Source organism: Mycobacterium sp. 1165196.3 (assembly GCF_001673415.1).
In the GTDB taxonomy this organism is placed as follows: domain Bacteria; phylum Actinomycetota; class Actinomycetes; order Mycobacteriales; family Mycobacteriaceae; genus Mycobacterium; species Mycobacterium europaeum_A.
Genome location: NZ_LZLU01000008.1, coordinates 1 through 15,046, shown reverse-complemented (window position 1 = coordinate 15,046; position 15,046 = coordinate 1). Strand labels below are relative to the sequence as shown.

Sequence of the window (15,046 nt, the reverse complement as noted above, 5' to 3'; positions counted from 1 at the left end):
CGTCATCGGCTGGTGAACACCAGCCCCGCGTAGTTGTTTTGGGCCACTTCGTCGCAGTGCCGCCGATAGGTGCCGAAACCGCCGATGTAGGGCATGAAGACCCGCTTCTTGCCCTCGATGTTGGCGCCCAGGTACCACGACGATGCCGCCCTGGGGAACAGCGTGCGCTCGGCCGCTTGGGCCACGTGTTCGGTCCAGGCGATCGCCGCGTCGTGGCGTGGCACGACCTCGGCCACACCGAGGCGCCGCGCGGCCCGCACCAGGTCGACCACCCAGTCGACCTGGACCTCGGCGTGCAGCACCATGTTGGCCAGCACCGACGGGCTGCCCGGCCCGCTGATGGTGAACAGGTTGGGCAAACCGGGCACCATCAGGCCGAGGAAGGTGACCGGGCCGTCGGCCCAGATGTCGCGCAGTCGTTGTCCCCGGGGGCCTTTCGGATCGATTCGGGTCAGCGCGCCGGTCATGGCGTCGAAGCCGGTCGCGAAGATCAGCACGTCGCACGGGTAGGTCGTCGCGCTGGTGCGCACGCCCTCGGCGGTGATCGCCTCGATGGGCTCGCGGCGCAGGTTCACCAGCCGAACGTTGTCGCGGTTGAAGGTGGCGTAGTAGCCGTCGTCGGTGCAGATGCGTTTCGTTCCGATCGGGTGATCGACCGGGATGAGATCGGTTGCGACGGTGGGATCGTGGACGATCTCGCGGATCCGCTGCTCGGCGAACGTCCTCGCGATGTCGTTGGCGGCCAGGTCGCTGGTCTGGTCGGGGAAGGTCTTGGCGAACAGCACGCCCCCTTCGCGCCAACGCTGCCACAGCGCTTCGTTGCGCTCGTGCGGTTCGGTGTCGAGGGCGTTCTTGTGGTAGGTGCCGTGCGGGGTGCCCGCCGCCGCGTAGGCCGAGGCCCGGCGGCGCTCGGGATACCGCTCCTGGATTTCTCGCTGCTCCTCGGCCGACCACGGCCGGTTCGGCATCGGGATGGTGTAATTCGCGGATCGCTGGAATACCACCAGGTTTTCGGCGCTGGCGGCGATGATCGGGGCCACCTGGATGCCGGACGATCCGGTGCCGATCAGGCCCACCCGCTTGCCACGCAGCTCCGGGTCTTCGCGCGGCCACGCGGCCGTGAAGTAAACCTGTCCCGAAAAGTCCTCGGCGCCGGGGATATCGGGACGATTCAGCGCCGACAGGCAGCCGGTCGCGCATACCAGGAACTGTGCGGCGTAACTGTCGCCGGTCGCGGTGTCGACGTGCCAGCGGCCCCCGTCGAAGGTGGCACCGATGACGTCGACCCCGAATCGGTAGTGGCGGCGCAGATCGAAGCGGTCGGCGACGTGGCGCAGGTAGGCCAGGATCTCCGGCTGGGCGGCGAAGCGTTCGCTCCACTGCCAGCTCCGCTGCAGTTCTTCGTCGAATGAGTAGGAGTAGTCCACGCTTTCGACGTCGCAGCGCGCACCCGGATAGCGGTTCCAGTACCAGGTGCCGCCCACGTCGGGGGCGGCCTCGAGGGCGGTGACCGACAGGCCCGAGGAGGCGACCCGGTGCACGGCGTAGAGCCCGGCGAACCCGGCGCCGATGACGATGACGTCGTCCATGTGCACCTCCGACCTCACCGTCGAGGTCATGCGGGCCGATACTTCAGCAGGGTGATGCCCCCTTCAGGCAGATCGTAGAACACCGGCTGGACCCGCATCCCGATGCGGATGTCGCCCGGGTCGACGTCGACCAACTCGGTGCTGAACTTCGGTCCGGCATCCCATTGCACCACCGCGAGCAGCTGCGGGAGCGCGTCGGCCCATGGTGGGCCGGTGGGCCGGCGGGCGATCGTGAACGTGTATAGCGTTGCGGCACCGTCGATTTCGCGCCATTCCAGGTCGTCGGCCAGGGTTCCGGGGGCCAGGGTGCGCGGATAGAACACGTAGCGCCGTGCCGACGGCGAGTACTGCACCAGGATCCGGTGCTGGGCCAGGCCGTCCCAGAAGGGCTGCGAGACGGGTGTGGGCTCGGGGATGGGCCGGCTCATCTTCAGTCCCCCCGCAGGAGCAGCGCGACCTGTTCGCTCATGATGCCGCCGTTGCCGGTGACGAACGCGGTGTGGCAGTCGGGTACCTGCACGTCGCCGGCCCGGCCCATGATCTGGCGCGCGCCGTCGACCACGTGGTGCATGCCGCCGGCCATGCCGGCCTGCCCGAAGGACAGCTGGCCGCCGGCGGTGTTGAGCGGGAAGTCGCCGCGGTAGGTCAGGTCGTGCTCGTTGACCCACGACATGCCTTGGCCTTTCGCGCAGAATCCGGCGTCCTCGAGGCTCATCAGCACCGTGATGGTGTAGCAGTCGTAGATCGACGCGATGTCGACGTCGGATCGGTCGAGCCCGGCCATCGCAAAGGCCCGGTCGGCGGCGCGCGCAATCGGGGTGGACAGCAGGTCCTCGGCGTAGGTCGGGGTCTTGAAGGCGATGTGTTCGCCGAAGCCCTTGATCCACACCGGGCGGTGGCGGCCGCGGCGGGCGAGGTCGGCGTTGGCGATCAGCACGCCCACTCCCCCGTGCACCCGCATCACCGTCTCCAGCATGTGAATGGGGTCGGCGATCATCGGGCTGTCCAGCACGTCGCCGACCGTGATGGGGGTGCCGTGAAAAACCGCGCCGGGGTGCGCGCCCGCGTTGGTGCGCTGGTCGACGGCGATCTTGGCGACCGCGGCGGGGTCGTAGCCGAATTCGGCCGCGTAGCGCTGAGCGATCTGTGCGTACGGCGCGTTCTGGCCCACGTTGCCGTAGGGGATCTCGAACTCGGCCTGCGGCGAGCCGTAGTTGTTCGACGACGCCCCATACCAATTCGGGTCGGGCGCGGGTCGCCGCTCGGACCGCGGCACCGCCGCCGACCCGGGCACCACGGCCAGCACCGCCTCGCAGATGCCGAGTTCGACGGCCGCCGCGGCGCGCCAGATCATCCCGGCGGACGTCGCCCCGCCCAGATCGACTCGCTCGCCGAAATCTAGTGCGAGGCCTAGGTATTCGCACAGCGTGGCCGGCGCGAACATGGCCGATTCGGCGATGCCGTGGGTCAGCAGGCCGTTGACACGGCCGGGATCCACCCCGGCGTCCTCGATCGCCAGCTTGGCCAGCACCGCGTACTGGTCCAGGGTGAACAGCGGCGCCCGGGTGGGGCGGCGCTGCGCCGGCAACTCCGCGATGCCGACGATGGCGGCCTCACCGCGCAGCCCGGTCACGGCTCGGTTCTCCGGATCGGCAACTCGACCGTGGCCATGCCGGGCATCAGGATCGTGTCGTCGCGGCGCCCGGCGATGACGAGATCGACCAGCCCAGTCCCAATGTCGCTCAGCCGTTTACCGGTGACCTCGCCGCCGAAGCTCAGCGATTCGCCGGGATACGCGATCGCCCGGTTCTGCACCGAAAAGGACACCAGCCGGCCGCGTCCGCCGATCCAGTCGCCGAGGGCGCGGGCCAGCAGCGCCGCCTGCAGCGGGCCGTGCACCAGGACGTTGTCGTAGCCCTCGGTGTCGCGCGCCCACTGTTTGTCGTAGTGAATGCGGTGGCCGTTGTAGGTGGCGGCGGAAAAGAAGAACATCTGCGTTTCGTCGACGGTGACGGTCAGCGCGGGAATGTGTTCGCCCACGGCGATGTCGTCGAAAAACGGTTGCTGATCGGTCATGGCGCACCGGGGCCTTTCTACGGGCGGGCGATCATCGAGGTCGACGCTTCGGCCAGCAGGTCGCGATCCTGGTTGCGGTACACCGTGTGCCAGGTGACGAGGACGAATCTGCCGGAGCGGCCCTGTTTTTCGACGATCGAGGAGATGGTGCGCACCATTTCGATCTCGTCGCGGTGATAGGCGGGCAGGTGGAACGTGAAGCTCTCGCCGCCGGCCATCCGCTTGGGGGCGCGCGGGAACGCCAGGCTGCCGGAGACCGCGCCGGACGACCCGTCGGGACGCAGCGACTGCAGCGGCGAGACGCCGAGGATGGCGTACTGCAGGAACAACGGAGGGCAGATGATGTCGCGGTATCCGTTGGCCCGGGCGTAATCCGGGTCGAAATACAGCGGGTTGTGGTCGCCGACCGCCGCCGCCCAACGCTGCCAGTCGCGCCGGTTCACCTCACCGGTCGCCGACGCCGCGACGGTGCCCACCCGCGCCGCCGATTCCGCATCGATCAAACTGTCCTCGCTCAACCGCACTCCCCTTCGTCGTCCATGCTGCGCTGCAGCCAGCCCGCGGCGACGTCGGCCCCGCCGCCGAATGTCGAACCCAGCCTGGCCCGCTCGCTGAACAGATGCAGGTCGGTCTCGGTGACGTAGCCCATGCCGCCGTGCAATTGGTGGGCGTCCAGCGTGATCAGCCGCGCCGCGGTGGCCGCGTGCATGCGCGCGATGGCCGTCTCACGGCTCGCGACGCGTCCGCGCCCCAGCCAGAACACCGCCGCGTGCGCGGCCAGTCGCGCGGCCGCCAGGGCGATGTGCATGTCGGCGACGAGATGCTGGGCGGCCTGAAACGACGCGATGGGCCGGCCGAATTGGTGGCGCAGCTTGGTGTAGTCGACGGTGCGCTCCAGCACGGCCTGTCCGACGCCCACCAGGTCGAGTGATCCCAGCGCCACGGCGGTGTTGGCCAGCCGGCGCAGCGATGCCGCGGTGATCCCGTCGAGCGCCGCGTCGGCCCGCACGTCGTCGAAGCGCACGGTGAATGCGCGGACGCCGCCGGCCATGTCGAGCGGTTCGACGCCGACACCACCGGTCCGGACGTCGACGACGAAGACCAGCGTGCGCGCGGCGGCCGCGGCGGACACCACTAGGACATCGGCGACGTCGGCATCGAGGACGTAGTCCGCGGTTCCGGTGAGCCGCCAGCGGTGCGCGTCGGGATCGGCGCGCAGCACCGGGGTGACGACGGCGGCGTCGCGGGCGTTGTGCAGCGCGGTGGTGCCCCGCACGCTCCCGGACGCCAGCGGCGGCAGCCAGCGCGCCTTGAGTTCCGGGCAGCCGAGTTGGTCGACGGCCAGCGCGGCGAGCACGCTGCTGTGCACCGTCGTCGGGCACAGGGCGCGGCCGGCCTCGGTGGAGAAGACGGCCAGATCGTCGAGGGAGCCGCCGGCCCCGCCGTACTCCTCGCCGATGGCGAGGCCGAAGACGCCCGCGTCGGCCAGCGCCTTCCACAGCGCCGGGGTGCTGCGCTCGGCGCCGGGTTCGCCGAGCGCGCGCACCAGCGTGATCGGGTTTTCGGCGGCCAGCAGCGCGCGCAGCGCCGCGGCGAACGCGCGCTGCTCGGCGGTGGGGATCGTCTTCATCGGTGCTGCGCGAGGCCCAAAGTCAGCGTCCGTAGGACGGCATCGCGTGCCCGCGCTGCGCGATGATGTCGCGCAGCACCTCGTTGGTACCGCCGCCGAAGCGCATCAGCGGGGCGGCCCGGTAAAGCCGCTCGAATTTGCCGGCCAGCGGGGCCTGTTGGCTGCGATGCGCCAACAGGCCGTCCGGGCCGAGGAGGTCGAGCGCCAGGTCGGCGATGCGCTGGCGCAGCTCGCTGGTGAACACCTTCTCGACGCTCACTTCGACGGTGGGGATGACGCCGCTGTCGAGGATGGACGCCGCCTCGTAGCCCATCAGGGTGGCCACCGCGACGTCGGCCGCCGCCTGCGCCAGGCGGCGGCGCAGCGACGGATCGTCGGCGGGCACGGTGCCGTCGCGGCGCGGGCTGCCCGCCAGCTCGCGCAACTCCTCGACGGCGCGACGCAAGTCGCCGGCGTTGGTCAGCGCGCCGCGTTCGAGATCGAGCGCGCCGGTGATGTAGGTCCAGCCGTGATTGACCTCGCCGATCAGATTGGTGGCCGGCACTCGCACGTCACGGAACCCCACCTCGTTGGTGCGGTATCCCGACCAGGCGTAGAGCGGGCGGATTTCGACGCCCGGGCTGTCGATCGGCACGATGATGACCGAGATGCCCCGATGCCGGGCGGCGCCGGGATCGGTGCGGACACAGAGCCATTCGTGTGTCGCGCGCTGGGCGCCGCTGTTCCAGATCTTGGTGCCGTTGATCACCCATTCGTCGCCGTCACGGGTGGCGCTGGTCCGCAGGGCCGCCAGGTCGGTCCCCGCCTCGGGCTCGGAATAGCCGACGGCGCAGATCATTTCGCCGCGGGCGATCGGGGGCAGCCACTCGGTCTTGTTGCGCTCCGTACCGTGCCGCATGATCATCGGCGCTACAGACGTCACCGTCAGGTCCGGGCCGGGCACTCCCCAATATTCGAATTCGCTCATCAGCAGGTGCAGGTGCATCGCGCCCAGCCCCAGACCGCCGTACTCACGCGGCCAGTTCAGCCCGAACCAGCCCCGCTCGCCGATCTTGCGCCGGAACCGGGCGACCTCGCCCCGGGGATATTCCAGGTCGTGCTCGGCGAGCTCGGCCCGCAATTGCGGGGTCACGTTCTCGCGCAGGAATTCGCGAATCTCGGTGAGCCAGGCGCGCTGCCCCGCGTCGAGTTCGAAATCCATTCCGGCGCCTGTGCCCTTCTGCCAGCCTTACACCAAGCAGCGCCAGCGTAACGCCACGGCGAGAATGCGCCCGGGATTTCGCCGTAGCGTTACGCTGGGCGGCCCCCCGCCGGTCGACGGCCCCGCTGTAAACGCGCTGTCAAACTCCCGTTAAAACACATCGGCGCTCTCGCGGATACGCGGGCGGGCTGCGAAGATTCTCGGATCGGCTGGTCGACGCGGACCAGGGACGCCGCCCAGTTCCGGCCTGAGGGAGAAGTCATGCCCACTGTTGAGATGCGCCTCCGCGAAGACCTGCGCAACTACGCCGTCGAATTGCGGCAGCTCGCGTACACGCTGCCAATGGGCGTGGGCGAGCACGGTCTGCTGCAACTGTCCGACCGCATGCGAGCCGCGGCCGACCAGATGGTCCGCAAGGGCGCCTGAACAGGCGCGCTCAGCCGCCGCGGAGGCGGATCTTCCAGCGCACGAACCCCAGGTACACGGCGCTGATCGCGAACAGCATGCCGACGTCGAACCACCACGTCGCCGGGGTGTGCCGCCAATGCGAATCCTTCGGGGTCAGCGGGCCGGGCACCAGTTTGGTCAGGTCGGCGGTCGACGCCGACGCCGCGAAGCCCCACCGCGCCGGCGTCGCCCACGACATCTGATCCAGCCCGATGCGTGCGGTCACCGGAATCATCCCGCCGGAGAACACCAGCTGCGACATGACCGCCACCACCAGCAGCGGCATGATCTGCTCGTTGGACTTGGCCACGGCCGACAGGGCCAGCCCGAGCATCGCCGACGCGACGCACGTCAGCGCGACGTCGGCGAACAACTCGAGGCCCGGCTTGCCCAGCGCCACGGCGCCCTGCGTCGGGGCGCCCTTGCCGAGCACCGCGATGACGCTGACGATCGCCGACTGGACGATCGCGAAGACGGTGTACACGCAGACCTTGGCCAACAGGTACGCCGACGTGGACAGCCCGACCGCCTGTTCGCGCAGGAAGATGGCGCGTTCACCGATGAGGTCGCGGATGGTCAGGGCGGTCCCCATGAACACCGCGCCGACGTTGAGCAGGACCAGGATCTGGCCGGGCTCGTTGGGGGCGGCGCCCATCGGGTTCGGGATGCCGAACCCGACGTCGCCGGGCACCGACATGGACAACGACCCCATGATGAACGGCAGCAGCGCGAGGAAGACGAAATACCCGCGGTCGGAGACGATCAGCCGCATCTGGCGCCGGGCGATGGTGGAGAACTGCCGGACCAGGCTGGTGTGCGCGGGATCGCCCAGTTCGGCCGGTTTCTCCGCGGGCGGTGGGGCCGGTGGCGGGCCCGTGCGGGCCAGATAACGGGCGCGGGAGCCGTCGGGGTCGCTGGCGACGGTGCTGAAGATGTCGGCCCAGTTGGTGGTGCCCATGGCGGCACCGATCTGGCTGGGCGGCCCGCAGAACGCCGTCTTGCCGCCGGGGGCCAGCAGCAGCACCTGATCGCAGACGTCCAGGTAGGTCAGGGAGTGGGTGACCACCAGCACGACGCGCCCGGCGTCGGCCAGCTGCCGCAGCATGGTCATCACCTGCCGGTCCAGCGCCGGGTCCAGGCCGGAGGTCGGCTCGTCGAGGATCAGCAGCGAGGGCCCGGTGAGCAACTCCAGCGCCACCGACGCGCGCTTGCGCTGTCCTCCGGACAGCCTGTCCACCCGGGTGTGCAGGTGCTGGGTCATCTCGAGTTCTTCGAGCACGCGGGCCACCACCTGGGCGCGGTCGTCCTTGGTGGTGTCCGGCGGCAGCCGCAGTTCGGCGGCGTACATCAGCGCCTGCTGCACGGTCAGCTGCCCGTGCACCACGTCGTCCTGGGGCACCATCCCGATCCTGCTGCGCAACGAGGCGTACTCCGCGTGGATGTTGTGGCCCTCGAACGACACGGTTCCGGTCGTCGGGTGCGTGTATCCGGCGACCAAGCGGGCGAAGGTGGACTTGCCGGCGCCGGAGGGTCCGATGATCGCCGTCAGCGTGCCGGGAAGGGCGGTCAGCGAGATGTTGTCGAGCAGCGTCTTGTTGTTCTCGATCGTCCAGGTCACGCCGCGCACGTCGAGGCCGCCGCCGCGCGTCGCGGTGGCGGCCTGGTCGCGGCGGGCCAGGTTGCCGCCGTGAAAGACCAGGTCGATGTTGCCGATCGTGACCACGTCGCCGTCGTGCAGCACGGCCGAATCGACCCGGACGCCGTTGACGAAGGTGCCGTTGATGCTGCGGTTGTCCTGGATCTCGGTGCCGGAAGGCGTCGGGATCAGGGTGGCGTGGTGGCGCGAGGCCAGGACCTCGGGGATGACGATGTCGTTGTCGTTCGCGCGTCCGATCTTGACCGCGCCCGGCACGTCCGGCCCGGCCCTGCCCGGCCGCAGGATTTTCATCATCGACGTCGCGAGGATCGACGAGTCGCCGCCGATGCGGCCCGTTGCGGGCGCCGCCGACTGCGCCGTGGTCGGCGGCGCCGCGTGCGCCGACGGTGACCGGTAGATCTGCGGCGCGGGCTGGGATCCGCTGGGCGGCGCGCTCGGGAGGCCACCGGTCGGGTATCGCGGCTGCGCGGCGGTGGGCGGATGAACGGGGTGGCGGAACGAGGCCGATGCCGGCTGCTGGCTCTGCGCAGCACGCGCCAGCGGTTCGCTGGGGTTGCCGACGATCGGTATCGACGTGGTCAGGGGCGGCCGCCCGGCCGAACCCTGATGACGGCCGACCTCGAAGGTCAGCGCCGGGCCGTCCGGGTTGCCGACGTTGACCCGCAGGCCGTCCTGGATGTCGACGACCGGGACGCGGCTGTTGTGCACATAAAGGCCGTTGAGGCTGCCGTTGTCGATGGCGATCCAGCGGCCCTGCTCGTATCGCACGATCAGGTGGTTGCGGGAGATCAGGGGGTGGGCGACGCGGACGTCCGCGCGCAGGTCACGCCCGATCACGACGTCGTTACCCGGCGCGAAGGTGCGCTCGGCTCCCTCGTACCGCACGGTCAGCGCGGGCGGTGCTGGTGGGCTCATCGAGACCAACTGTAATGGCAGCGGCGGGGCTTATCCGCCGGGTTCACCGGCGGGCACCGTTTCGCACCCGCTCCCGGCGAGCGCGACCCTGCGGACCCACCGCAGCGAGAGATCGCAGACGACGGACCAACCCGCTTGCGGCGCAATTACTTTCGTAGCCTTCAACCCGCTACCGCGGCGTTGCGCAGGCTGCGCACGCTGGGAATCTTGGTGCGGGCGGCGGTGACGTCCTTGACGAAATCGCCGATGTACTTGAGAGCCCGCCGGCCCTCGGGCAAGACGTCGGCCGCTATCGGGAAGTCGTGAATCTGTCCATCCCACAGGTGCAGATCGCAGTGGATTCCGCTGGCTTCCAGGCGTTTCGCCATCAATTCGGCGTCGGCGAGCAACAACTCGTCCGAGCTGGCGTGAATGGTGACCGGCGGCATCGAGGACAGGTCGGCGTCCACCGGCGACGCGACGGCGTTGTCACCCCGGCCTTCCAAAACCTGTGCCTTGCTGAGGTATTGAGCGAACATCGAGAACGCCCGGCGGGTGAACATCGAGCACTTGCGCGCGTTACGGTGCTTGAGCTTGCGCACCGGGTCCGCGTCGGTGAACGGCGAGATGGTCGCCACGCCGGCCGGCTCCATGATGTCGTCACTGATCGCCAGCAGGGTGGTCATGAACGCCAGGTAGCCGCCGGCCGAGTCGCCGGCCACCACGATCTGGTCGCCATCGAAGCCGCGATCCTGCAGCCAGCGCAGGCCGCTGATCCCGTCGTCGATGGCATCGGTGATCTGGTGGGTGGGCAGCTTCCGGTAGGCGACGGTCAACACGGCGGCATCGGCCGCCTTCGACAGGCGGGCCACCATCGAGCGATGCGTGTTGAGGCCGCAGGTGAGGAAGGCGCCCCCGTGCAAATACAGGATCGCCCGCTCCCCCGATACGCCGGGCGCGCGAACCCATTCGGCGGCGCAGTTGTCCAGCCGAACCGAGTCGATCTTTGCGCCGGACCCGATGCGCGGGACCAGCCCCGCGACGCCGTCGACGTACTCGAACGGCCAGCGCAGGTTGGGCGTCATGGCCCACGCGCGAACGGTGTTCTTGATGATCAGGCGGCTGGCGAGCCCTACTGCGACCGACTGCGGGCTGTGGCGGTGATGCACGCGCCGCGTGATCGCCACGCTCGGCAGTATGTGGGCCGGCTCGGTTGTACTCACCATTGGGTTTCAACCTCCTAAGTGGAGGGCGGGTACCCGCCGCCGCGCCAGATTAATTGCAGAAGAACAGACGACAATTGTCGGGTACGTCACGTTTGCTGTGCCAGGAGATGGGTACCACTGCGCTAACTCTTGCGCGGTTCTCGCGCGGGCTCGATCCGGCCGGACCGGCTGTTGCCCGGCCCATCGCATGGCCGAAGATATGACCGATGACACACGCGAAGCTCCCCGAGCCGTTGCTGGCCGACCGGGTCGCGGTCGTTACGGGCGGCGCGGGAGGTATCGGCGCGGCGACCTCGCGACTGTTCGCCGCAAACGGTGCGCAGGTGATCATCGCCGACATCGACGCCGACCTGGCCGGCGCGACGGCCGCCTCGATCAGCGAATCCGGCGGCTCGGCCCTGGCGGTCGGCACCGACGTTCGTGATCCCGATCAGGTAACTCGCTTGGCCCGGGCGGTCCACGATCGGTTCGGCCGGGTCGATGTGCTGGTCAACAACGTGGGGCACTGGCTGCGGCACCCCGGCAGCTTCGCCGGCACCGACCCGCAGCTGTGGGATGACCTCTACCGAATCAACCTGCACCACGTGTTCCTGGTCAGCCGTGCGTTCCTGCCGGCCATGGTTGAGCGGCACACGGGTGCGATCGTGAACGTCTCGTCGGTCGAGGGGCTGCGTGGCTATCCCGAGGATCCGGTTTATGCCGCTTTCAAGGCCGCCGTCATCGCATTCACCCGCAGCCTGGCCGTCCAGGTCGGCAACGACGGGGTGCGGGTTAACGCGATCGCCCCCGACGTCACCGAGTCCCTACAAGTGCCGTATTCGCAATGGCTTACGGCCGAGGAGCAGGCGCAGTGGCCACACTGGGTGCCGGTCGGGCGGATGGGCCAGCCCGAGGATCAGGCCCGGGCGATCCTGTTCCTGGCCTCGGACCTCTCGGCGTTCGTCACCGGCCACACCATCCCCACCGACGGCGGCACCGGCGCGGCCGGCGGATGGTTCCGCTCGGCGCGCCGCCCCGACCGCCAGTGGACCAATCGGCCCATCGCGCCATGATCAGGACCATGATCAGGACCATGATCAGGACCATGATCAGGACCATGATCAGGCATAGCCCAGCGCGGCGTTCTCCGCGCGGATGCGCACGCGCAGCACCGCGGCGTTGGCCGCGCTGAACACGATCGCGGTCAGCCACGCCGAATGCACCAGCGGCAGCGCGGCCACCTCGGCGGCGACCGCGGCGTAGTTGGGGTGACGCATCCAGCGGTACGGCCCGACGGTAACCAACGGCGCATCACCGATGACGATCAACCTCGGATTCCAGCGCTTGCCGAGCACGCTGACGCAGCGCCAGCGGACGGCCGTGCTGAACGCGACGACGGCCAGCATCGGCCAGCCCAGCCACCAGATGAACGGCCGGCTCAGGCTCCAGGTTTCGACGACGCACGAAATCAGCAGCAGGGCATGCATGCTGACCATCGCCGGGTAGTGATCGCGCCCGAACTCCTTGCCGCCGTGCGACATTGACCACCTGGCGTTTCGCCGGGCGACCGCCAGCTCCCCCAGACGTTCGGCGGCTATTGCGAGGATGAAAAGGTAGTAGTACATCGCGTTGCCCCCCGTCACCACTGCAGCAGCAGCAGCTCGAAGCAGAAGCCCGGGCCCATCGCCAGCATCACGCCGAAGGCGCCGTCGCGCGGCGGCTGCGCGACCGTGCGGCGCAGCACGTCCAGCACAGAGACCGACGATACGTTCCCGTTCTCCCGCATGGAGTTTCGGCTATGATCCAGCGCGTCGGCCGGCAGGCCGAGCGCGTTCTCGATCGATTCGAGGACCTTTGGACCCCCGGGATGACAGACCCACGCCGAGATGTCGGCGACCGTCAGCCCGTGGCCGGCCAGGAACGCGTCGACCTCGTCGCGCAGGTAGTCGTCGGCCATTTTCGGGACCTCGCGCGACATCACCAGCTGAAACCCGCTCGAACCGACGTTCCAGCCCATCACGTCAACGGAATCCGGGATGACCCGGCTGCGGGTCGCCAGAATGTGCGGACCGGTAGCGCTGTCCCCCAACGGAATTCGGTCTCCCCCAGCCACGACGACAGCGGCGGCGCCGTCGCCGAACAGCGAGACGCCGATGAGGGCGGGAATCGAGGTGTCGTCGCGCTGCAAAGTGAGCGAGCATAATTCGACCGACAGCAGCACCGCCACATGGCCGGGGTAACCGTGCAAGTAGTCGTGCACACGCGCCATGCCGGCGGCGCCGGCCACGCAGCCGAGCCCGAACAGCGGGACGCGCTTGACGTCGGGCCGCAGCCCGATTCGCGTCATCAGTCGCGCGTCGATGGTGGGCACGGCGATTCCGGTGCTGGAGACCACCACGATGCAGTCGACCTCGTGAGCAGCCACGCCGGCGTCCTCGAGCGCCGAATTGACCGCCCGCTCACCGAGATTGACGGCGACTTCGAGGTAGGCGTTGTTGGCCTCGGTGAATCCGCTTAGGCGCGGATACCGCGCCAGCGGCAGCGCGAGGCTGCGCTGGTCGACGCCGGCGGTCTGGGCGAAGCGCACGAATGCCGGATCGGTGAACTCGGTGAGTTCGCGCGCCACCTCGTCTTGGTTGTAGCGGTGCGGCGTGAAAGCCACCGCGGTACCGGCGATCCGGGGAGCGCCGCACCCTCGGCCCGCGTCCCGATGCGCGGAAGTGGAATACGTTGTTGTAGTCATGCCTATGCGGACGACGCCCACCCCGCATATGGTTCACCGGATCGGTGCCGGGGTGAGGTGAACCACAGCGCGACATCGCCCGTTAACCAGGAGACGGTCAGGTTGGCGCGGGCCGGAATCGCGCTTGACCGTCGATGATCGTGACCGGGATGCCGTTGAGCACACCGTTGCCGGAGGGCTCGTCGATGAACGTCGGCGGGGAGAGCACATTGGTGTTCGCGCCAGGTGAGTTGTTGGCCACCGACATCCGGGTGCCCGGCTTGCCGTGCCCCCAGCCATGCGGCATCGAGACGACACCGGGCTTGATGGAGTCCGTGACCTCGACGGGCACCGTGATCTCACCGGCCTCCGATTTCACCGTCACGATGTCGCTGTCGGCGATGCCGCACCGGGCCGCGTCGTCGGGATGGATCAGCAACGTGCACCGGTCTTTTCCCTTCATCAGCGCCGGCACGTTGTGTAGCCAGGTGTTGTTCGATCGCAGGTGGCGGCGACTCACCAGGACGAGCGGTTCGGCGGGCCGCTGCATGCGGGCCGCCAGCCGCGGCAGGTCGTCGAGCAGGTATCGCGGGGCGAGACGGATCTTCTTGTCGGAGGTGGCGAGCAGGTCGGGCAGCTGCGGCACCATGGGTCCGAAGTCGATTCCGTTCGGGTTGGCCTTGAGCATGTCCAGCGTGAGTCCGCCCGGATTCTTGCCGTACTGGTCGCCGAACGGCCCCGTTCGCAGGGTGAGGTCCAGCATTCGCTCGGGTCCCCCGTGCTCGTAGAGCTTGCGGATCTGCGCCCCGTCGAGCCCGCGGGTGAAGGCCAGGTAGTCGAAGAAGCCGTCGTCGATCGCCGCGACGTCCACGTCCTCGGCCGGGGTGCCGGTGCACAGGCCGGTCAGCCGGATCAAAATCTCCCACTCGTGCGGGCGATCGCCCGGATCGAACACCGGGGCCGAATAATTCGCGATGCTGTGGATGGCGAAGAGCAGGATCAGATCGTCGTGGTGCGGCTGCTGGAGCGGGGACAGCCCGGGCAGGAGCACGTCGGCGTGCCGCGTCGTCTCGTTCAGCCAAAGATCAACGGAGATCATCGCTTCCAGCATCGGCAGCACTTCGTCGAACTTGTCGCCGGCGGGGGTGGACAACACCGGATTGCCCGCCACCGTGATCAGCGCCTTGAGTTGCCCATCGCCCGGTGTGGCGATCTCCTCGGCCATGCACGACACCGGTGCCTGACCGAGCACCTCCTTGGCGCCGCGCACCCGGGTGTGCCAGCGACCGAATTCCGGTGCGCCGTCTTCCAATCCGGGCAGCGGCGCGGTGGTGATGGACCAGGCCGCCGGAGCGGGGAACATCGCCCCGCCCGGGGTGTCGAAATGGCCGGTGAGGATGTTGATGACGTCGACCAGCCAGCTGGCGAGGCTGCCGAACTCCTGGTTGCACAGGCCGATTCGGCCGTAGACCACCGATCTCTCCGTACCCGCGAGCTCGCGGGCCAGCCGGCGGATGCGGTCCTCACCGATGCCCGTGACGGCACTGACCCGCTCCGGCGGCCACTCCGCCGCGGCCGCCCGCATGGTGTCGACACCGTCGACATGGGGACCGGGATTGATCAGC

General features: G+C 69.0%; 14 protein-coding genes. 2 read left to right on the top strand and 12 right to left on the bottom strand.

What is annotated here, in order from left to right; all coding sequences use genetic code 11:
- Positions 1-2 precede the first annotated feature (2 nt).
- From A5659_RS00690 to A5659_RS00660, 7 genes are read right to left on the bottom strand one after another with little or no spacing between them, the layout of a single operon-like run.
- Positions 3-1,619 carry an NAD(P)/FAD-dependent oxidoreductase gene (locus A5659_RS00690; protein ID WP_067023193.1) on the bottom strand — a complete coding sequence of 539 codons (1,617 nt, stop codon included), beginning with the start codon at positions 1,617-1,619 and terminating at the stop codon, positions 3-5.
- Entirely contained in the window at positions 1,616-2,017 is a 402-nt protein-coding gene (locus A5659_RS00685; RefSeq protein ID WP_066880048.1) for a Zn-ribbon domain-containing OB-fold protein, read from the bottom strand. The genes A5659_RS00690 and A5659_RS00685 overlap by 4 nt, the downstream gene beginning before the upstream one ends.
- 2 nt (positions 2,018-2,019) lie before the next feature.
- Positions 2,020-3,222, bottom strand: coding sequence for a thiolase family protein (locus tag A5659_RS00680; RefSeq protein ID WP_067178820.1), 1,203 nt, complete (start codon positions 3,220-3,222; stop codon positions 2,020-2,022).
- Positions 3,219-3,665, bottom strand: a complete 447-nt coding sequence (locus A5659_RS00675) for a MaoC/PaaZ C-terminal domain-containing protein (RefSeq protein ID WP_067178818.1) — start codon at positions 3,663-3,665, stop codon at positions 3,219-3,221. Before A5659_RS00675 ends, A5659_RS00680 begins: the two co-directional genes overlap by 4 nt.
- 17 nt (positions 3,666-3,682) lie before the next feature.
- Positions 3,683-4,183, bottom strand: a complete 501-nt coding sequence (locus tag A5659_RS00670) for a MaoC family dehydratase N-terminal domain-containing protein (protein ID WP_066880057.1) — start codon at positions 4,181-4,183, stop codon at positions 3,683-3,685.
- The gene (locus A5659_RS00665) at positions 4,180-5,295 is read right to left on the bottom strand and encodes an acyl-CoA dehydrogenase family protein (RefSeq protein WP_067178816.1); all 1,116 of its coding nucleotides are present in this window, start codon (positions 5,293-5,295) and stop codon (positions 4,180-4,182) included. The genes A5659_RS00670 and A5659_RS00665 overlap by 4 nt, the downstream gene beginning before the upstream one ends.
- A gap of 22 nt (positions 5,296-5,317) precedes the next feature.
- Complete coding sequence (locus A5659_RS00660; protein ID WP_066880042.1) at positions 5,318-6,496, bottom strand: acyl-CoA dehydrogenase family protein; 1,179 nt, start codon at positions 6,494-6,496, stop codon at positions 5,318-5,320.
- A gap of 261 nt (positions 6,497-6,757) precedes the next feature.
- Between A5659_RS00660 and A5659_RS28010 the strand changes: the two genes are divergently transcribed.
- On the top strand, positions 6,758-6,922 hold the full coding sequence (locus A5659_RS28010) for a hypothetical protein (protein ID WP_165827963.1): 165 nt from the start codon (positions 6,758-6,760) through the stop codon (positions 6,920-6,922).
- Between the two features lie 10 nt (positions 6,923-6,932).
- Here A5659_RS28010 and A5659_RS00655 read toward each other — a convergent pair whose 3' ends face one another.
- Positions 6,933-9,515, bottom strand: coding sequence for an ATP-binding cassette domain-containing protein (locus tag A5659_RS00655; protein WP_197497861.1), 2,583 nt, complete (start codon positions 9,513-9,515; stop codon positions 6,933-6,935).
- A gap of 161 nt (positions 9,516-9,676) precedes the next feature.
- A complete protein-coding gene (locus A5659_RS00650) occupies positions 9,677-10,720 on the bottom strand; it encodes an alpha/beta hydrolase (protein WP_082975863.1) in 1,044 nt (347 codons plus the stop codon).
- A gap of 206 nt (positions 10,721-10,926) precedes the next feature.
- Here A5659_RS00650 and A5659_RS00645 point away from each other — a divergent pair, with 206 nt between their 5' ends.
- Positions 10,927-11,772: an SDR family NAD(P)-dependent oxidoreductase gene (locus A5659_RS00645; protein ID WP_067178812.1), complete on the top strand. Its 846-nt coding sequence runs from the start codon at positions 10,927-10,929 to the stop codon at positions 11,770-11,772.
- Between the two features lie 48 nt (positions 11,773-11,820).
- On the opposite strand, the gene A5659_RS00640 is transcribed toward A5659_RS00645, so the two are convergent.
- The 3 genes from A5659_RS00640 to A5659_RS00630 all read right to left on the bottom strand — a co-directional run.
- A complete protein-coding gene (locus A5659_RS00640) occupies positions 11,821-12,324 on the bottom strand; it encodes an isoprenylcysteine carboxyl methyltransferase family protein (RefSeq protein WP_066866530.1) in 504 nt (167 codons plus the stop codon).
- A gap of 14 nt (positions 12,325-12,338) precedes the next feature.
- On the bottom strand, positions 12,339-13,442 hold the full coding sequence (locus tag A5659_RS00635; protein ID WP_082975862.1) for a type III polyketide synthase: 1,104 nt from the start codon (positions 13,440-13,442) through the stop codon (positions 12,339-12,341).
- A 97-nt stretch (positions 13,443-13,539) separates the two neighbouring features.
- Positions 13,540-15,046, bottom strand: a 1,507-nt coding sequence (locus A5659_RS00630) for a molybdopterin dinucleotide binding domain-containing protein (RefSeq protein WP_067178810.1), incomplete at its 5' end; no start/stop codon positions are given.